Source organism: Pseudomonas sp. AMR01 (genome assembly GCF_041946035.1).
GTDB lineage: Bacteria > Pseudomonadota > Gammaproteobacteria > Pseudomonadales > Pseudomonadaceae > Aquipseudomonas > Aquipseudomonas antarctica_B.
On the sequence record NZ_JAUTYR010000014.1, the window covers coordinates 25117 to 44755 of the forward strand.

17 protein-coding genes are annotated in these 19639 nt (G+C 60.6%); 8 read left to right on the forward strand and 9 right to left on the reverse strand.

Annotation, left to right across the window (positions count from 1 at the left end; genetic code table 11):
• Positions 1–230 precede the first annotated feature (230 nt).
• The 3 genes from Q7C20_RS14720 to Q7C20_RS14730 are packed head-to-tail and all read right to left on the reverse strand — an operon-like array spanning position 231 to position 1605.
• Positions 231–446 carry a DUF1289 domain-containing protein gene (locus Q7C20_RS14720; protein WP_375068292.1) on the reverse strand — a complete coding sequence of 72 codons (216 nt, stop codon included), beginning with the start codon at positions 444–446 and terminating at the stop codon, positions 231–233.
• Positions 443–967: a gamma carbonic anhydrase family protein gene (locus Q7C20_RS14725; protein ID WP_071485746.1), complete on the reverse strand. Its 525-nt coding sequence runs from the start codon at positions 965–967 to the stop codon at positions 443–445. Before Q7C20_RS14725 ends, Q7C20_RS14720 begins: the two co-directional genes overlap by 4 nt.
• Before the next feature lie 35 nt (positions 968–1002).
• Entirely contained in the window at positions 1003–1605 is a 603-nt protein-coding gene (locus tag Q7C20_RS14730) for a CoA pyrophosphatase (RefSeq protein WP_348056024.1), read from the reverse strand.
• A gap of 146 nt (positions 1606–1751) precedes the next feature.
• Between Q7C20_RS14730 and Q7C20_RS14735 the strand changes: the two genes are divergently transcribed.
• From Q7C20_RS14735 to nagE, 7 genes are all read left to right on the forward strand, one after another.
• Positions 1752–2300, forward strand: coding sequence for an NUDIX hydrolase (locus Q7C20_RS14735; RefSeq protein WP_375068295.1), 549 nt, complete (start codon positions 1752–1754; stop codon positions 2298–2300).
• Positions 2301–2336: 36 nt separating this feature from the next.
• Complete coding sequence (locus tag Q7C20_RS14740) at positions 2337–2840, forward strand: L,D-transpeptidase family protein (protein WP_348056020.1); 504 nt, start codon at positions 2337–2339, stop codon at positions 2838–2840.
• 262 nt (positions 2841–3102) lie between these two features.
• Complete coding sequence (locus tag Q7C20_RS14745; protein WP_375068298.1) at positions 3103–3861, forward strand: GntR family transcriptional regulator; 759 nt, start codon at positions 3103–3105, stop codon at positions 3859–3861.
• Positions 3862–3871: 10 nt separating this feature from the next.
• On the forward strand, positions 3872–4978 hold the full coding sequence (gene nagA / locus Q7C20_RS14750; protein ID WP_375068300.1) for an N-acetylglucosamine-6-phosphate deacetylase: 1107 nt from the start codon (positions 3872–3874) through the stop codon (positions 4976–4978).
• The gene (locus tag Q7C20_RS14755; protein ID WP_375068402.1) at positions 4971–5981 is read left to right on the forward strand and encodes an SIS domain-containing protein; all 1011 of its coding nucleotides are present in this window, start codon (positions 4971–4973) and stop codon (positions 5979–5981) included. The genes nagA and Q7C20_RS14755 overlap by 8 nt, the downstream gene beginning before the upstream one ends.
• Positions 5982–6010: 29 nt before the next feature.
• Positions 6011–8521 (forward strand): phosphoenolpyruvate--protein phosphotransferase, encoded by a 2511-nt coding sequence (gene ptsP / locus Q7C20_RS14760; RefSeq protein ID WP_375068302.1) that lies wholly within the window; start codon positions 6011–6013, stop codon positions 8519–8521.
• A gap of 25 nt (positions 8522–8546) precedes the next feature.
• A complete protein-coding gene (gene nagE / locus Q7C20_RS14765; RefSeq protein WP_375068304.1) occupies positions 8547–10244 on the forward strand; it encodes an N-acetylglucosamine-specific PTS transporter subunit IIBC in 1698 nt (565 codons plus the stop codon).
• A 72-nt stretch (positions 10245–10316) separates the two neighbouring features.
• Here the strand turns inward: nagE and Q7C20_RS14770 are convergent, their stop codons facing one another.
• From Q7C20_RS14770 to purL, 6 genes are all read right to left on the reverse strand, one after another.
• The gene (locus tag Q7C20_RS14770; RefSeq protein ID WP_375068306.1) at positions 10317–11255 is read right to left on the reverse strand and encodes a pectate lyase; all 939 of its coding nucleotides are present in this window, start codon (positions 11253–11255) and stop codon (positions 10317–10319) included.
• Positions 11256–11565: 310 nt separating this feature from the next.
• The gene (locus Q7C20_RS14775) at positions 11566–11829 is read right to left on the reverse strand and encodes a DUF6124 family protein (RefSeq protein WP_375068308.1); all 264 of its coding nucleotides are present in this window, start codon (positions 11827–11829) and stop codon (positions 11566–11568) included.
• A gap of 360 nt (positions 11830–12189) precedes the next feature.
• Entirely contained in the window at positions 12190–12642 is a 453-nt protein-coding gene (locus Q7C20_RS14780; protein ID WP_375068310.1) for a hypothetical protein, read from the reverse strand.
• Positions 12626–13264 carry a DUF6036 family nucleotidyltransferase gene (locus Q7C20_RS14785; protein ID WP_375068312.1) on the reverse strand — a complete coding sequence of 213 codons (639 nt, stop codon included), beginning with the start codon at positions 13262–13264 and terminating at the stop codon, positions 12626–12628. The genes Q7C20_RS14780 and Q7C20_RS14785 overlap by 17 nt, the downstream gene beginning before the upstream one ends.
• A 285-nt stretch (positions 13265–13549) precedes the next feature.
• Positions 13550–13861 carry an NGG1p interacting factor NIF3 gene (locus Q7C20_RS14790; RefSeq protein ID WP_375068314.1) on the reverse strand — a complete coding sequence of 104 codons (312 nt, stop codon included), beginning with the start codon at positions 13859–13861 and terminating at the stop codon, positions 13550–13552.
• Between the two features lie 4 nt (positions 13862–13865).
• A complete protein-coding gene (gene purL, locus Q7C20_RS14795) occupies positions 13866–17762 on the reverse strand; it encodes a phosphoribosylformylglycinamidine synthase (protein ID WP_375068316.1) in 3897 nt (1298 codons plus the stop codon).
• A 287-nt stretch (positions 17763–18049) separates the two neighbouring features.
• On the opposite strand from purL, the gene mltF reads away from it, so the two are divergent.
• Positions 18050–19510, forward strand: coding sequence for a membrane-bound lytic murein transglycosylase MltF (gene mltF, locus Q7C20_RS14800; RefSeq protein ID WP_375068318.1), 1461 nt, complete (start codon positions 18050–18052; stop codon positions 19508–19510).
• Positions 19511–19639: the final 129 nt, after the last annotated feature.

Genomic DNA, 19639 nt, shown 5'->3' on the forward strand with positions numbered 1-19639 from the left:
CGGGCTTGCCCCGCGTTGGGCTGCGCAGCAGCCCCAATAAGACCGCCGCGTTCTGTCAGGTAAACTCGGGCATCAGGTTTTGGGGCCGCTTCGCAGCCCAACGCAGGGCAAGCCCGCTCGCCACAACAAGCCCGCTTGCCACAACAGGCCCGCTCGCCACACTACAAGCCACCTTTCGAATGTATTCACACATCAACTGTGGGAGCTGGCTTGCCTGCAATAGCAATCTCTCAGGCGCCGGATTTCCCGGAAACCACAAACATCATCCCTCCCGCCACCGCCCGCTCATGGCACAACCCCAACACCACCCGGCGCTCGGCATTGTCCATGCGGCTCCAGCGCGTAATCTCATCCACCGTGCGCTGGCAGCCCGTGCAAACATCGTCGTCATCCAGCGCGCAAATGCTCACGCACGGCGAGGCGACGGGGCGTTCTATCGGGTTCATTCTTCCTGCTCTACCAAGTCCCGCGCATAGCGCTGCGCGTTATGCACATAGTGCGCGGCGCTGGCCTCGAGCATGCGTTTCTGCGCCTCGGTCAGCTCGCGCACCACCTTGCCCGGCGAACCCATCACCAGCGAACCATCCGGGATTTCCTTGCCCTCACCGATCAGCGAGTTCGCGCCGATGATGCAGTGTTTGCCGATCTTCGCGCCGTTGAGGATCACCGCATTGATGCCGATCAGGCTGTAATCATCCACCGTGCAGCCATGCAGCATGGCGTTATGGCCGATGGTCACGCCGGTGCCCAGGGTCAGCGGGTAGCCCATGTCGGTGTGCATCACGCTGCCGTCCTGCACGTTGCTGTTTTTGCCGATCAGAATCAGCTCATTGTCGCCCCGCAATACCGCGTTGAACCAGACGTTGGCGCCCTCCTCCAGCTTGACCTTGCCCACCAGCGTGGCGTTAGGGGCTACCCAGCTGTGTGGATGCGTCTCGACGCGGGCATCGCCCAGGCGGTATTTCATGGTTTTCCCTCACGGCTCGCCATTCAAGCGATGGCTTAGATATTGATGAAGCTTTTGGGCGGCTGGTGCAGGCTGATGTTGGCGTCGTCATAGAGCAGGTTGATCAGCTCCACAATCATGATCGCCGTCAGGCCCCAGATCTTGTATTCGCCGAAGCGGTAGCTGGGCACATACCAACTGCGGCCCTGGTAATCGATTCGGTGAGTGTGTTCGCGCGGGTCCTGCCGAAAAAACTCCAGGGGCACGCTGAAAACAGCGGCAATCTCGGCGTCATTGGCCAGGTACTCGACGTAATCGGGAATCACGCCGACATAAGGTGTAACCCGAATGCCGTGCAGGGAAATCAGCGGGCTCAACGGGCCGATGATTTCGACCAGGCCGGGTGGCAGGCCGATTTCTTCTTCGGCCTCGCGCAATGCGGTGAAGATCAAGTCAGGGTCTTCGGGGTCGCGCCGGCCGCCGGGGAACGCCACTTCGCCGCCGTGGGTCGACAGGCCGCTGGCGCGCAGGGTCAGGATCAGCTCGGGTTCGTCACTGCGGGTAATCGGCACCAGCACCGCAGCCTCGGGGAAACGCCCGTCGGTTTCCAGCGTATGGGGGGTGTGGTTGCTTACGCGGCGAAGTAGCTCGTCCAGCATGAGTCATCTCGGTCTGTTGGCTACCTTGCATCATGCACCAAAGCTGGCGGGCGCCCAACCCCAAAACCCGGGGCATGTCGCTAAACGACAACTTGCAGGGCCCCGCCTGCCACGCCAAGATAGACGCACTCTCCAGGAACCCCAGCATGAACTTCTGCAGCCAGTGCGGTAAACCGGTTACCAGGCGCATCCCCGAAGGCGACGGCCGCCTGCGTTATGTGTGTGACCACTGTTCGACCATTCACTACCAAAACCCCAACATCGTCGCCGGCACGGTGCCGGTCTGGGGCGATAAAGTGCTGCTGTGCCGCCGCGCCATCGAACCGCGCCTGGGTTACTGGACCCTGCCCGCAGGCTTTATGGAAAACGGCGAAACCGTGGAACAAGCGGCCGAACGCGAAACCCTGGAAGAAGCCTGCGCCCGTGTGCGCAACCTGAGCATCTATACCCTGATCGACGTGCCACACATCAACCAGGTGCATATTTTCTATCGCGCCGAGCTGGTCGACCTGGACTTCGCCGCCGGCCCCGAAAGCCTCGAAGTGCAGCTGTTTGATGAAGCCGACATCCCTTGGTCCGAGCTGGCTTTCCGCACGGTCGGGCGTACTTTAGAATACTTTTTCGCTGACCGTCGGCAGCAGGCGTTCCCGGTGCGCAGCGAAGCGGTGCCGCCCATGGGCGAACCCACCGAATAAAAAACCGGCAGATAGTCTTTTAGGGAAACCGTGTTAATGCGTCTGTTGCTCGCTCTGATCTGCCTGTCGTTCGCTACCTTTTCGTCGGCCTCCACGGTGGAAATCATCGGCGGCAAACCTGTCGAAAAAGTCCTCGTGCTCAAGTCCGCCCACCAATTGCAGCTGATCAACGACGGCAAGCCGCTCAAGACCTATCGCATTTCCCTCGGTAAAAACCCCAAGGGCACCAAGCTGTTTGAAGGTGACCGCCGCACCCCCGAAGGTTTTTACTGGATCGACTGGCGCAAGACCAGCGACCGTTTCAACCTGGCCATGCACATCTCCTACCCGAACATCAGCGACTCCGCCCGCGCGCGCCGCGAGGGTGTGAGGCCGGGCAGTATGATCATGATCCACGGCACGCCCGACACCGAAGATTACCCGGAGCAGTGGTTTCACACCCTGGACTGGACCGACGGCTGCATCGGCATGCGCAACGTCGACATGCGTGAAGTCTGGAACCTGGTCAAAGACGGCACGATGATCGAGATTCGGCCGTAAACCGCGACCGTTCGTAAAATAATTCGAAAATAATTCCTGCCTCAGGCCGCGCCTGCCGGTGAATACCAGTTCACCGCAGCGGGCTGCGCCGTTCTGCACGCGATACAGACCTCTCTAATACCACTTCATGCCAGGCCCCATTGCAGGGCCCTAAAACCGTTGCCTGCACCGTTTTGGCTGCATTGACATGGTATTTAAGTGGTATTAATTTTCGGCCAATACCGGGCGACAACATTCCAATAATGCATCGGAAACCTTAACGATGAATCCCATCCTGGGCTTACGCCCCGACGACAAACAATCCACGCCGCTGTACCTGCAATTGGCGCGCAAACTGGAAGCGGCGATTCACGCCGGCCAGTGGACGTCCGAGCAGGCGCTGCCGTCAGAACGCGCACTCAGTGAACAACTGAGCATTTCGCGGGTGACTGCCCGCAAAGCGCTGGAAGTGTTGTTTGACCAAGGCCTGATCCGCCGCAGCCAGGGTTCCGGCACCTTTATCACGCCGCGCCTGGAGCAACCGCTGTCGCGCCTTTCCGGGTTCAGCGAGATGCTGCGCCTCAAGGGCTTTGTGCCCAGCTCCCTGTGGCTGGAGCGCGACATCACCCCGCCGACCCACGAAGAACTGATCCGCCTGTGCCTGTCGACCAGCGACAAAGTGGCGCGACTGAAGCGCTTGCGCAAAGCCGACGACACGGTGATGGCCATTGAAATGACCGTGGTCCCCGCCTCAGTGCTGCCACAGCCGCAGGCCTTGGGCAGTTCGCTGTACGAATACTTTGAAAGCATCGGCAAGCCCATCGTGCGCGCCTTGCAGCATGTGCAGGCGATCAACGCGTCGGACGAGTTCGCCAGGCTGGTAGGCATCGCGCCCGGCACCGCCATGCTGTTGATGACCCGCGTCGGCTACACCGCCGACAACACGCCGATTGAAATCACCGACACCTACTGCCGCAACGACTACTACGACTTTGTCGCAGAGCTGCGCCGCCACGACTATTCCGCTGAACTGCGACTTTAGAGAACTGCCCATGTCCGAAGACAACATCCTCACGCCCCAAGGCTGGGTTCGCGGCCGCGTGGTGCACGAGCACGGCAAGGTGACTGCCATCGAAGGCGTGCCTTGCGACCCGGCTGACAATGACCTGCCCTACCTGCTGCCAGGCTTTATCGACCTGCACGTGCACGGCGGTGGCGGCAAAGACATCATGGAAGGCACCGGCGCGTTCGAGACCATCACCCGCACCCATGTGCGTTTTGGTACGACGTCGCTGCTGGCCACCACCATGACTGCGCCGGTTGACGAAATTTCCAGCGTGCTCGGCCAACTCGGCACCTTCTGTGCGCAGCGCCCTGCCGGCAGCGCGCGGGTCCTCGGCGTACACCTGGAAGGCCCCTACATCAACCCAGGAAAACTCGGCGCTCAACCCAACTTCGCCCACACCGCACTGATGGAAGAAGTGGAAGCCTACCTGCGCCTGGCGCCGATCCGCGTGATCACCATCGCCCCGGAAATTGCTGGCCACGATGCCCTGATCCGCGCGCTTAGCGCACGCGGCATACGCATGCAGATTGGCCACACACTGGGCAGCTATGAAGAAGGCGTCGCCGCCCTCGCCGCCGGCGCCACCAGCTTCACGCATTTGTACAACGCCATGAGCCCGCTGCATCACCGCGAGCCGGGCATCGTCGGCGCCGCGCTTGCCCACGCCAAATACGCCGAATTGATTCCGGATTTGCTGCACGTACACCCCGGCGCCATGCGCGTGGCCCTGCGTTCGATCCCGTGCCTGTACTGCGTCACTGATTCCACAGCCGCCGCCGGCATGCCCGACGGTGAATACAAGTTGGGCAGCCACACCGTGACCAAGTGCCTGGGCGGCGTACGCCTGGCCGACGGAACGCTGGCCGGCAGCACCCTGACCATGGATCAGGCGCTGCGCAACCTGGTGAAAATCGGCCTGCCCATCAGCGAAGCCTCACAGCGCCTGTCGCAATTTCCTGCGGACTACCTGGGCCTGGAAGAACGCGGCCGCCTGCAACCCGGCAGCTTTGCCGACTGCGTGCGCCTTGACCGCTCCCTGACACTCACCGACGTAATGGTCGAAGGAGAAACCATTGACTTCAAAAATGCTTGAAGAGGCATTGGCCTCCTCGGACGCCGTTGCGGCGCAACTGCAACGCCTCAGCCCGATGCTCGAGGAAGTCGCCGGCCGCCTGCGCCGCCAGCCGCCGCAAGTGGCGATGACCATTGCCCGGGGCAGCTCGGACCATGCCGCCAGCTACTTCGCCTACATCGCCATGCAACACGTGGGCATCCCCGTGGCGTCGTTGCCCATGTCGGTGGTGACCCTGTTGCAAGCGCCGTTGAAGGTCAGCGGTCAGGTAGCGTTTGGTTTCTCGCAGTCGGGGCAAAGCCCGGATTTGGTCAACAGCCTGCGCCTGCTGCGCAAACGCGGCGCCCTGAGTATTTCGCTGGTCAACGCCGAAGACTCGCCATTGGAAGCCGCGTGCGAATTCCACGTGCCGCTGTGCGCCGGGCCGGAACTCAGTGTTGCCGCGACCAAAAGTTTTATCGCCACCCTCAGCGCCAGTGCGCAATTGATCGGCCACTGGAATCAGGACCTGCCGCTGCTGCAAGCCTGCCAAGCGCTGCCTGAGGGTCTGCGTGAAGCCGCGAAACAGGATTGGACTCCCGCCATCGACGCCCTGCGCGACAGCCAGCGCCTGATCGTGATCGGCCGTGGCGCCGGTTTTGCAATCGCTCAGGAAGCTGCGCTCAAGCTCAAGGAAACCTCGGCGATCCAGGCCGAAGCGTTCAGCAGCGCCGAAGTGCGCCACGGGCCGATGGCCTTGATCGACGAAGACTATCCACTGCTGGTGTTCGCCCCACGCGGCGCCGAGCAGGCTGGCCTGTTGAGCCTGGCCGCCGACATGCGCCTACGCGGTGCCCGCGTGTTGCTGGCCGCGCCGGACGATGTGGCCGAGCGCGACCTGACCCTGAGCCGCGCCGAACACCCGAGCCTGGATCCGATCCTGGCGATTCAAAGCTTTTACGTCATGGCTGCAGGCCTGGCGGTTGCCCGGGGCATGGACCCTGACCAACCACGCCACCTGAGCAAAGTTACCCGCACTCACTGAGTCGCGTTTTCCTGATGAGTACCGTGCCCATGCCCTACAACAATAATGAATTGACCCTAAGCGCCCCCCTCAGTGGCCCGGTGCTGACCCTGGGCAACGTTCCCGACGAGGTGTTCGCAAGCGGCGCGATGGGCGGCGGCATTGCCATCGACCCGCTGAATGACTGCCTGCACGCACCGTGCGACGGGCTGATCATCCACGTCGCGCGCACCGGGCATGCACTGACAATTCGCGCCGAGAATGGCGCCGAAGTGCTGATGCATGTGGGCATCGACACCGTCGAGCTGAACGGCGAAGGATTTGCGCTGCTGGTGAAGGAAGGCGCGCGGGTCACTGAAGGCCAGGCGCTGGTGCAGTTCGATCTGGACCGCATTGCGCGCCAGTGCAAAAGCCTGATCAGCCTGATCATCCTGACCAACGGCGAAGGCTTTGAGCTGCGGCCGATTGCCGGCAACACCGTGAAACTCGGCGAGCCGTTGTTGCAGATTGTGGCGCGTTCAACCACCGCGACGCAGACAGCTGTGGATAACTCAGCGGCTGAAGTACGCGCCAGCGTGCGCATCACTCACCGTGGCGGTTTGCATGCGCGCCCCGCTGCGTTGATCCGCAAGACGGCGCAGGGTTTCAGCAGCCAGGCCCATCTGCATTTCGCCGGTAAATCGGCCGCCTGCGACAGCTTGATTGGCTTAATGGGGCTGGGGGTTGGCGAGGGCGATGAAGTGCGTGTGAGTTGTCGCGGCGAAGATGCCGAGGCCGCGTTGCAGGCGCTGGTTGCCGCGCTGTCCGTAGCGGTTAAAGAAGAACATCAGGCGCCGGTTGCCGTCGCTGTGCGCCGGGCGAACACCGAAGCCGGTGTGCTGCAAGGTGTGTGCGCCGCGCCCGGCCTGGTGTGCGGGCCGCTGTTTCGCCTGACCGGCATTGAGTTACCGGAAGACACCGGCAACCATTCCCGCGACGACCAACTGCAACGCCTCGACACCGCGCTGGAGCAGGTGCGCAGTGAAATTCGCAACACGCTGGAGCACGCCCGCCAGCGCAAAAACGTCGAGGAAGAAGAAATCTTCGCGGCACACCTCGCCTTGCTGGAAGACCCGGCCCTGTTGGACGCGGCTACCGGTGCCATCGAAAACGGCAGCGCCGCCACCCACGCCTGGCGCGATGCAATCCAGGCCCAATGCGCGGTGTTGCTGGCGCTGGGCAAGCCGCTGTTTGCCGAGCGCTCCAATGACCTGCGCGACCTGCAACAGCGTGTGTTGCGCGCGCTGCTGGGTGAAGCCTGGCACTTCGAATTGCCTGCGGGCGCAATTGTCAGCGCTCATGAACTGACCCCTTCGGACCTGCTGCAACTGAGTGCGCAAGAAGCTGCCGGTATCTGCATGGCCGAAGGCGGCGCGACCTCCCACGTGGCTATTCTGGCCCGCGGTAAAGGTTTGCCCTGCATCGTCGCGCTGGGCGCCGAAGTGCTCGACGTGCCCCAAGGCCAACGCGTGGTGCTCGACGCCGCCAACGGTCGCCTGGAACTCATGCCCAGCGACGCGCGCCACGCCGAAGTGCACCACATTCGCGACGCGCAAAAGCAGCGCCGTCAACAGCAACAATCTCAGGCTCAAGAACCGGCGCGCACCACTGACGGCGTGACCATCGAAGTCGCGGCCAACGTCGCCTCCAGCGCCGAGGCCCAGGTGGCATTTGAAAACGGCGCTGACGGCGTCGGCCTGCTGCGCACCGAATTCCTGTTCGTCGACCGTCGCATCGCGCCGGATGAGCAAGAGCAACGCCGCGCCTATCAGGCGGTACTGGATGCCATGGGTGACAAGTCGGTGATCATCCGCACCATCGATGTGGGCGGCGACAAACAGCTCGACTACCTGCCGCTGCCCGTCGAAGCCAACCCGGTGTTGGGCTTGCGTGGCATTCGTATGGCCCAGGTACGCCCCGACGTGCTCGACCAGCAACTGCGCGCGCTGCTGCAAGTGTGCCCGCTGGAACGTTGCCGCATCCTGCTGCCGATGGTCAGCGAAGTGGATGAGCTGCTGCAGATTCGCCAGCGTCTGGACGAGTTGTGCGTGGAGCTGGAACTGACTCAGCGCCCCGAACTGGGCGTGATGATCGAAGTGCCTGCCGCCGCGCTGATGGCCGAGCAGCTTGCGCTGCACGCGGACTTTCTGTCGATCGGCACCAACGACCTGTCCCAGTACACCCTGGCCATGGACCGTGACCACGCCGGCCTCGCTGCGCGGGTTGACGCCTTGCACCCGGCGCTGCTGCGGCTGATCGCCCAAACCTGTGCCGGCGCCGCCAAACACGGGCGCTGGGTTGGCGTGTGTGGCGCCCTCGCCTCCGACCCGCTGGCCACGCCGGTATTGGTAGGCCTGGGGGTCAGCGAGCTGTCGGTAAGCCCGCCGCAGATCGGAGAAATCAAGGACCGCGTCCGCCATCTGGACGCGGCGCAATGCAGGCAAATCAGCCGAAGCCTGCTCGACCTGAGCAGCGCCAAGGCGGTTCGCCAAGCCTGTCAACACCACTGGCCGCTGAGCTGACAACAACAAGAAAAGGAGACTCGCCATGTACCAACATTTCATCGAAGGCCTGCAACGCCTGGGCCGTGCACTCATGCTGCCGATCGCGATTCTGCCGATCGCCGGCCTCTTGCTGCGCCTGGGCGACACCGACCTTTTGAACATCGCCGTGATGCACGACGCCGGGCAAGCGATCTTCGCCAACCTGGCGCTGATCTTCGCCATCGGCATTGCCGTGGGTTTCGCCCGCGACAATAACGGCACGGCGGGCCTGGCAGGCGCTATCGGTTATTTGGTAATGATCTCCACGCTCAAGGTGATGGACACCACCATCAACATGGGCATGCTCGCCGGTATTGCCAGCGGCTTGATGGCGGGCGGGCTGTATAACCGCTTCAAGGACATCAAGCTGCCGGAGTACCTGGCCTTCTTTGGCGGGCGACGGTTTGTGCCGATTGTCACCGGGTTCAGTGCGGTCGGATTGGGCGTGATCTTCGGCCTGATCTGGCCGCCGATTCAGCAAGGCATCAACAGTTTCGGCGTGTTGCTGATGGAAAGCGGCAGCCTCGGCGCGTTCGTGTTTGGCGTGTTCAACCGCCTGCTGATCGTCACCGGCCTGCACCACATCCTCAACAACATGGCCTGGTTTGTGTTCGGCAGCTTCACCGATCCGGCGACTGGCGCGGTGGTGACCGGCGACCTGACTCGTTATTTTGCAGGCGACCCGAAAGGCGGCCAGTTCATGACCGGCATGTTCCCGGTGATGTTGTTCGGCCTGCCGGCGGCGTGTCTGGCGATGTACCGCAATGCATTGCCGGAACGCCGCAAGGTGATGGGCGGGATTTTCCTGTCGATGGCGCTGACCTCGTTCTTGACCGGCGTGACCGAGCCGATTGAATTTGCGTTCATGTTCCTTGCGCCGTTCCTGTACCTGATTCACGCCGTGCTGACGGGCCTGTCGATGGCTGTCACCAATATGCTCAACATCCACCTGGGCTTTACCTTCTCCGGCGGGTTTATCGACATGGTGCTGGGCTGGGGCAAGTCCACCAACGGTTGGCTGGTATTCCCGGTCGGGTTGGCTTACGCGGTGATCTACTACAGCGTGTTCAACTACTGCATTCGTCGCTTCAACCTCAAAACGCCGGGCCGTGAAGATATCCCTGTGGTGCAGGCTGAGGTGATGACCGATAACCAGCGGGCCAGCGCGTATATCAGTGCGTTGGGCGGAGCGGCGAATCTGTTGAGTGTGGGTGCATGTACTACGCGCCTGCGTCTGGACATGGTTGATCGCAACAAGGCCGTGGATGCGCAATTGAAAGCGCTGGGCGCCATGGCCGTGGTTCGCCCGGGCAATGGCGGGAGTTTGCAGGTGGTGGTCGGGCCAATGGCCGATAGCATTGCTGATGAGATTCGCCTGGCCATGCCGTCGTTTGTGGCGGCTGCGCCGGTGAGCGTTGCGCCTGTGGATAAGCCGGTTGCGGTGAATGTGCAGGAAGCCGAAAAATGGCTGAGCGCGCTGGGTGGCCGTGGGAATGTGCGGCAGCTGGAAGCCGTGGCGATGACCCGGTTGCGAGTGGAGTTGGGGGATGATTCGGTATTGTCCGAAGCGGACCTCACTGCGCTGGGTTGCCAGGGTGTGAGCCAGCTGGAAAGCGGTGTTTGGCACCTGCTGATTGGTGACAAGGCCAGCGGATTGAGTGAAGCGCTGGAGCGCTTGGTTGCCCGCCCTATCAACGCCTGATCAAGTGCTGCCACGCATTGCGTGGCAGCTTTACAGGATGCGTTCCCACGCAGTGCGTGGGGACGCTCAGCGTTAACCGCCGAACACCAGGCTCACGGACTGCGCCCCCGCATTCTTCACCGTAAAGTCCTTCGCTTGCGCGGCGGTCTTCAAGGTGTAGGTGTAATTGGACAACGCGGTCCACTGCGCTTTGGGCGATTTTTGATTAGTGATCGCAGGCACGCTGCCAGTGTCGGTAAAAGTACCCGTGCCTTTGTCATCCAGCATGCCGTTACTCTCACTGCCCGCACCAAAGTTGTTGTTCTCGGAAAGAATGTTGGCGTTTTGCGCCAGCGTAAAGCCGAGGTGAAACTTGTTGATGTAGTTGTTATAGACGTGGAAGTAGCCGTAACGCATCAGCCCTGGGGCGCGCACTTCCATATTGTCGAAACGGTTGTGGCAGATCGTCAGACGCGGGAAACCATTGAAGGCGGCGTTGTTGTCATCCGCCGGATGGCCCAGGATCAAACCGTACTTGTGGTTGCCGAAGAAGCAGTTACTGATCGTCGCGTAATCAGCCTTGTCGCCGATATACAACAGCTTGTCGAGGCTGCCATCGTTGGCGGACCAGTCATGGCCGACAAAGGAGCAGTGGTCGATCCAATACTTGCTGCCGTAGTCGAGGTAAAGCTGAATGTCATCGTTGTCTTTGATGCCAGCGGAGTGCTGGAAAACGATGTTTTGAAAAATGATGTTTTGCGACTGCGGTGTTGCGCGCAAGTGGATGTTGTTAAGCGTGCGATTCTGGAACGAACCGACCAGGGTTTTGTTGGAGCCCAAGGACACCTTGGTCAAGCTGGACGCCGAAATATTGCTGTTGATCACCAACACGCGGGGCGTGGCATCGGCGATTTGGGCCTTGAGTTGATCCAACGTGGTGATACTGACCACTTGGCCGGACCAACCGCCAGTGACGTTAGCGGCTTTGGCAAAACCGGTGATGCCAGTGAGTTTGCTTTCTGGATAAGACATGAGTTCCCTCTCTTGAATAATGAACCCGAGTATTCGGGTCAGAAATAAAACATGACCGTCCTGGCCATGCTTACAGCGTTGAAGGGTGTGAATAGCCACTAGTGCTGTTCACTCGCCCCTCAAATACTGTACATAAACACAGTATTTTATAAATGACGATCGGTCAAGCCTTAGCTTCATTCCGGCGTTGGCTCCCGCTGGGCTGCGGCGCAGCCCTTCTCTGGAGAACACCGTTTTTAACGCTGTGGCAGGTTTGGGGGCGCTGCGCCCCCCAGCGGGAGCAAGCTCCCTCGCCACAGAGTGAGTGGGGTCAGTTGTTGATGGGGACTTCCTGTAAATCCAACACCCGATCCACCATCAGTTGGATACCTTCCAGCATCCGATGAATTCCCAACACCGCATCTCGCTGCGGGCCGTCGATATCAAACGCCAGATTGCCCGCCAGTGCCTGGACTGATGCCAGGTCTTGGGAAGCGTTGGCGAGCAGGGTTTCGCTGCTCAGGTTGGGGAGTACGGTAAAGATTTGGTCGGCGGGCTGAGAATCAGATGGGGGATTTGGACTGTCTTTGATCATGGTATTGCTCCTCAAAAAATGGGAACTACCAGCATCACTTGCAGATGATGGGTGGCAGCTGTGCGCGGGCCTGCAAGACCAAGGAAGGAGCATCCCGGGTAGACCCTAAAGTCTCCCGCACACAGCCACCATAAAAACGATGACCATGAAAAGCGCCACGATTATAGCGGCGCTTATGAACTCCAACATAATTTCGGCGGGCTTGCAGTCCCGGTCGCTGAATTGGCAGCGACCAGAGAAGATTAGTGAAGCGAGTTCCGAGGGACAACCTGAAAGGGTTGTGGGAAATCTCCGAGAACTGAAGAAATCGCAGACAATAAAAACCCGGCTTAGGCCGGGTTCTTTAATCACAACGAACGCCTAGACGGACGCCTCACGTTGCTGCGCTTCGTAATGCCGAGTCTGAAAAGGCATCAGCGCTTGAACCTTCAAACCCAGCCCCTCACTCAGCCCCCAGGACATCGCCAGCTCATCACGACGACTGCGCAGCGCAACAACGCCCTGAGGCTTCACCTCTTGTTTGTAAGCAGTCGCCGAAAAAAGCTCAAGAGCGTGCAGCGCTTCCACTACCCGACTATCTGTCACACACGCGAAGCGCGTGAAGCGCTCCAGCAGATAGCCCGCGCGACGAAGTTCCAATTCGCTGGAGTGAGCCTCCAGAAAATTCTTCACTTCACCCACAAGATTCGCGTCCGAATACCAAACAGCTTTCGCTGCGCTCACCAGCGCATCGTCATCAGCCTGATTCAGAGGGCTCTTGACGAGAGTGTCCAAGGCGGATGATAAGACGGGACCGTTAAAAGGCTTCGCCATCTGCAGGCTCCAGATAATCGTGCAAGATATTGTTCAGAATGGATCTGGGTGGCTCTTTGTTGCCAACATACATATCAATTGCCTGCAACGCCAGCCGACGGAGCTCAGTGGTCAGGATGAAGCCAGCCCTCAGCAACGCCATGATGTCGCTCACATCTTGATCAGTGGCTCGGCCCAATTTGGAGATTGCAATGTCGATCGGTGCAGCTATATGCAGGTGCAGTACAGACTCCACAGGAAACTCGTCCAAAGGAAGACTTCGCTCCCAGTAATCTTCGTGAAGTGGGCCGAAGCTGGTGTGATATTGAAGGTCATAGTTAAGCTCCATCACACGACCGGACTGCTCATCGAAAAACTGCTCAGGAAATTCCGCCAGCAGTGTCTGAAGGCGCAGCTTGTTTCGAAAACTAGCGCAGTAAATCTCAGCATCAACATCCGTGGAAATACGATGGTGCGTGTATAGGTGGACAGCACAACCGCCAAAGACAATGACCTTGACCGCGCCAGGCCTCGCCCCCTCAAGCATCAGTTCCACTTCAATGGATTTGAACATTGAAACCAAGGCTTGCCCGAGTGGAGTATTTGTATTGAGGCGAGGAACGACGACATCTGGAAACTCCATTATTGAATCTCAAGCCGATACGAGGTTGTTGAACGGGCGTTGAGCTCAAATCCCGATCACTGGTTTTTTCAGCGACCGCTGGAGGCTATTGAGGCTGGTTCCGAGGGACAACCTGAAAGGCTTGTAGGAAAGGTCCACAGCGCCTGCACCGACGCCATCGCAGGCAAGCCAGCTCCCACACGGTCGACTGTGGGAGCTGGCTTGCCTGCGATTGGCCCGCACAACCAACAAAAAACCCGCTGACCAAACTGGCCCAGCGGGTTTCTTGTTAATGCAGCGTGCGAATCAGAAATCCGCCAACTGCCACACCTCATACGCCGGTGTCTCGTACGGATGGCTCAGTTTCAACGCAGCCACAACAGCCACAATCAACTCATCCGCCACCACCAGCTCAACCTTCCATTCTTCAACCTCTTCAACCTGCCCCACTTGCCCGATAAACGGCTGGCTGCCGTCCATCGCGCGAAATTGGCCCTTGCCCAGCACTTGCCAGGCGCAGCTGTCGTAGTTGCCGATGCGCCCGCCGCCAGCTGCGAAGACGGCAGTTTTCACCGTCTCCACATGGCTGGCGGGTACAAAGAAGGCAAGCTTGTACACCGCCTTAGTTCACCCACACGCGAGCGTTGCGGAACATGCGCATCCAGGCGCCGTCTTCGTCCCACTCTTCCGGGCACCACGAGTTCTGCACGGCGCGGAATACGCGTTCCGGGTGCGGCATCATGATGGTGACGCGACCGTCGCGGCTGGTGAGGCCGGTGATCCCGCGCGGCGAGCCGTTCGGGTTGGCCGGGTAGGTCTCGGTGACCTTGCCGTGGTTGTCGACGAAGCGCAGCGCCACGGTGCCGGACAGGTCGGCTTCGAGCAAGGCTTCTTCGCTGGCAAACTCGGCATGGCCTTCACCGTGGGCGATGGCGATTGGCATGCGCGAACCGGCCATGCCTTGCAGGAAGATCGAGTTGGACTCCTGCACCTGCACCATGGCGACACGGGCTTCGAACTGCTCGGAACGGTTGCGCACAAAGTGCGGCCAGAACTCGCTGCCCGGAATCAGTTCGCTGAGGTTGGACATCATCTGGCAACCGTTGCACACACCCAGGGTGAAGCTGTCGTTGCGTTCGAAGAAGCCCTGGAACGCATCACGCGCACGGCTGTTGAACAAGGCCGATTTGGCCCAGCCTTCACCGGCACCCAGCACGTCGCCGTAGGAGAAACCGCCGCAGGCCACCAGGCCTTTGAACTCGTTGAGGTCAACGCGACCGGCGAGGATGTCGCTCATGTGCACGTCGATCGCATTGAAGCCGGCACGGTCAAACGCGGCCGCCATTTCCACCTGGCCGTTGACGCCCTGCTCACGCAGTACCGCAACTTGTGGGCGAATGCCTTTCTTGATGTAAGGCGCGGCGATGTCCTGGTTGACGTCGAAGCTGAGTTTGGTGCTCAGGCCCGGGTTGTCTTCTTCCAGGATCACGTCGAATTCCTGCTCGGCGCACTGCACGTTGTCGCGCAGACGCTGGATCTGGTAGCTGGTTTCAGCCCACTGACGCTGCAGCAAGCGGCGCTGGCCGGCGAACACGGTGTCGCCATTAAAGGAGATGTTGATTTCACCGTTGTTGATCGGCTGGCCGATCACGGCCACGCAGTCGTCCAGGCCAGCGGCGCTGAATTGGGCGAGCACGTCCGGCGTTGCGTCCTGGCGAACCTGAATCACCGCGCCCAACTCTTCGTTGAACAGGATGCCGTTGATTTCGGAGGCATCCTCGGCAACGCTGTCGAGCACGATGTTCAGGCCGCAGTGACCGGCGAAAGCCATTTCCACAACGCTGGTCAGCAAGCCGCCATCGGAACGGTCGTGGTAAGCCAGCAGGTGGCCGTCGGCGTTGAGGCCCTGGATCACGGCGAAGAAGGCTTTGAGGTCTTCTGCATCGTCGACGTCCGGCGCGTGTTTGCCGAGCTTGCCATGGGTTTGCGCGAGGATCGAGGCGCCCATGCGGTTCTGGCCACGGCCCAGGTCGATCAGGATCAGGTCGGTGGTGCCCTTGTCCATGCGCAGTTGCGGGGTCAGGGTTTGGCGAATGTCGGTAACCGGCGCAAAACCGGTAACGATCAGCGACAGCGGCGAGGTGACGCTCTTGTCGGTGCCGTCTTCGTTCCAGCGAGTGGCCATGGACATCGAGTCCTTGCCCACCGGAATGGTGATGCCCAGCTCCGGGCACAGCTCCATGCCGACTGCTTTCACGGTGTCATACAGACGCGCGTCTTCACCCGGGTGACCGGCAGCGGACATCCAGTTGGCCGACAGTTTGATGTCGGACAGCTTGCCGATGCGCGAAGCGGCGATGTTGGTGAGGGTTTCACCAATCGCCATGCGGCCCGACGCCGGAGCGTCCAGCAGGGCCAGCGGCGTACGCTCGCCCATGGCCATGGCTTCACCGGTGTACACGTCGAAGCTGGTGGCAGTGACGGCAACGTCAGCCACTGGAACCTGCCACGGGCCAACCATTTGGTCACGGGCAACCAGGCCAGTAATGGTGCGGTCGCCGATGGTGATCAGGAAGCTTTTGCTCGCCACGGCCGGGTGGTGCAGCACGCGTTCGATGCTGTCGGCCAGTTCCAGCGCGCTTGGGTCGAAATCATCGCCCAGCTCGGCTTCACGCACGGCCGAACGGTGCATGCGCGGGGCTTTGCCCAGCAGCACTTCCAGCGGCATGTCTACCGGGCTGTTGCCGAAGTGGCTATCCGTAACGGTCAGCTGCGGCTCGGCAGTGGCTTCGCCAACCACGGCGAACGGGCAACGCTCGCGTTCGCAGATGGCCTGGAAGCGCGCGAAGTCTTCAGGGCCAACCGCCAGTACGTAGCGTTCCTGGGATTCGTTGCTCCAGATTTCGTGCGGGGCCATGCCCGGCTCGTCGTTTGGAATGTTGCGCAGTTCGAAACGGCCACCACGGTCGCCATCGTTGACCAGCTCCGGGAAGGCGTTGGACAAACCGCCGGCGCCGACGTCGTGGATGAAGCTGATCGGGTTCTTGTCACCCAACTGCCAGCAACGGTCGATGACTTCCTGGCAGCGGCGTTCCATTTCCGGGTTTTCGCGCTGCACGGAAGCAAAGTCCAGGTCAGCCGAGCTGGTGCCGGTGGCCATGGAGGAAGCTGCGCCGCCGCCCAGGCCGATCAACATGGCCGGGCCGCCGAGGACGATCAGCTTGGAGCCGACCAGAATCTCGCCTTTCTTGACGTGTTCTTCGCGGATGTTACCCATGCCGCCAGCCAACATGATTGGCTTGTGGTAGCCGCGCACTTCATCGCCACGCGGGGTGGTGATGGACTGCTCGAACGTACGGAAATAGCCGGTCAGTGCCGGGCGACCGAATTCGTTGTTGAACGCGGCGCCGCCGAGCGGGCCTTCGATCATGATGTCCAGCGCGGTGACGATGCGCTCAGGCTTGCCGTACGGCACTTCCCACGGCTGTTCAAAACCCGGAATTTGCAGGTTGGACACGGTGAAACCGGTCAGGCCCGCCTTGGGCTTGGCGCCACGGCCAGTAGCACCTTCGTCACGGATTTCGCCGCCGGAACCGGTGGCTGCGCCCGGGAACGGGGCAATCGCGGTTGGGTGGTTGTGGGTTTCAACCTTCATCAGGATGTGCACCGGCTCCTGCACCGCGCCGTACTGGCGGGTTTCAGGGTCGGGGAAGAAACGGCCGGCAACCGAGCCGACGATAACCGAGGCGTTGTCCTTATAAGCAGAAAGAACGCCTTCGCTGTGCATCACGTAGGTGTTCTTGATCATGCCGAACAGGCTTTTTTCCTGGCTTTCGCCGTCGATGTCCCAACTGGCGTTGAAGATTTTGTGACGGCAGTGCTCGGAGTTGGCCTGGGCAAACATCATAAGCTCGATGTCGTGCGGGTTGCGCTTCAAGCCGTTGAAGGCGTCGACCAGGTAGTCGATCTCGTCTTCGGCGAGCGCCAGGCCCAGTTCGGTGTTGGCCTTCTCGAGGGCGGCGCGGCCACCGCCGAGCACGTCAATCGCGGTCAGCGGCTTCGGCTCGGCATGGCTGAACAGGCCGGCAGCCTGTTCCAACTGGCTGACGATGATCTGGGTCATGCGGTCGTGCAGGCTGCTGGCGACCAGCGCAGCTTCAGCGTTGCTGAACTGGCCAGCCACGTAGAAGGCAATGCCGCGCTCAAGGCGCTGAATGCTCGACAGGCCGCAGTTGCGGGCGATGTCGCTGGCCTTGCTCGACCAGGGCGAAATGGTGCCGAACCTTGGCAGAACCAGGAACAAGCGGCCAGTCGGCTCTTGAACGGGGACGCTTGGGCCGTACTTCAGAAGGCGTGCCAGCACTTGCTGTTCGTCGGCGGTCAACACGCCGTTAACGTCGGCGAAGTGAGCAAATTCAGCATACAAGCCTGTAACCGCTGGAACCTTTTGGCTCAGTTGCTCAAGGAGTTTGCTGTGGCGAAAGGCAGAAAGGGCAGGAGCGCCGCGCAGGATCAACATCTTCGGGACAGCCTCGGGAAGGGGGTGTGCTTTGAGGCCGTGCATTCTAGCGTAAACCGCCGCCAACGGCACCCGAAACGGCACCGCTGGCCGTTGCCGAACGTCAGTTGGCAGGGTTTGCACGGTATCGGGGCGTTTTGCGGGCCCTGGCGCGCAGTTATTTTAACCGTCACAAACCCACGCCAACCCGCATTTCTGCGGGCTGCAGCCCGGTTCTGCGGGCACTATCAGACAAGTCCCCTGCTGTCGAGATATGGCGCCGAGGGTCGTTTGCGTATACTGCGCAGATGTTCTCCCCTACTGCTTTGCGCCCGCGATGCGCCAAATGGCTGCTCGCAACCGGACTCTTCCTGATGCTCAGCGCGTGTGTTGATAAACCCAGCACGCTCGAGCGAATCAAGGAGGATGGCGTATTGCGTGTAATTACCCGAAACAGCCCCGCCACGTATTTCCAGGACCGCAACGGTGAAACCGGTTTCGAATACGAGCTGGTCAAGCGCTTTGCCGACGACCTGGGCGTGAAGCTGGAAATCGAGACCGCCGACAACCTCGACGACTTGTTCGGTCAGTTGGGCAAACCCAACGGTCCGGTATTGGCTGCCGCCGGTCTGGTGAGCAGTGAGCAACGCCAGCAACAGGTGCGTTTCTCCCACCCTTACCTGGAAGTGACCCCGCAGATCATCTACCGCAACGGCCAATCCCGCCCGACCAACGTGGCGGACCTTGTGGGCAAGAAAATCATGGTGCTCAAGGGCAGCACCCACGCCGAGCAATTGGCGGCGCTTAAAAAGCAGAATCCTGCGATTGAATACGAAGAGTCCGACGCTGTTGAGGTAGTCGACTTGCTGCGTATGGTCGATGAAGGGCAAATCGACCTGACCCTAGTCGACTCCAACGAAGTCGCGATGAACCAGGTGTACTTCCCTAATGTGCGGGTGGCGTTCGACCTCGGCAATGCCAGCAACCAAAGCTGGGCCGTGGCAGCAGGCGAAGACAACAGCCTGCTCAACGAGATCAACAGCTACCTGGACAAGGTCGAGAAAAACGGCACGTTGCAGCGCTTGAAAGACCGCTATTACGGGCACGTGGATGTTCTCGGTTACGTCGGCGCCTACACCTTCGCCCAGCACTTGCAGCAGCGCCTGCCCAAATACGAAAAGCATTTTCGCGCCTACGCCAAGGAAGAAAAAGTGGACTGGCGATTATTGGCGGCCATCGGCTATCAGGAATCGCTGTGGCAACCGGCCGTCACCTCCAAGACCGGCGTGCGCGGCCTGATGATGCTGACCCAGAACACCGCCCAGGCGATGGGCGTGTCCAACCGCCTGGACGCCAAGCAAAGCATCATGGGCGGCGCCAAGTACCTGGCAAAGATCAAGGATGAACTGGACAACAGCATCGCCGAACCGGACCGTACGTGGTTTGCGCTTGCGGCCTACAACGTCGGTACCGGGCATTTGGAAGATGCGCGCACGTTGGCGAAGAAAGACGGCCTGAACCCCGACAAGTGGCTGGACGTGAAGAAGATGCTGCCGCGCCTTTCGCAAAAGCAGTGGTACAGCAAGACTCGCTATGGCTATGCACGTGGTGGTGAGCCGGTGCATTTTGTGGCGAACATCCGCCGGTATTACGACATTCTGACCTGGGTGACTCAACCGCAACTGGAAGGTAACCAGGTGGTGGAAGGTAACTTGCACGTGCCGGGTGTGGATAAAACCAAGCCGCCGGAAGATAACCAGCAGCTGTAGACGCCCTTCCAAACACCAAAAGACAAATGTGGGAGCGGGCTTGCTCGCGAAGGCGGTGAATCAGTCGATGCATCTGGTGACTGGCACTCCGTATTCGCGAGCAAGCCCGCTCCCACATTTGGAGCTGTG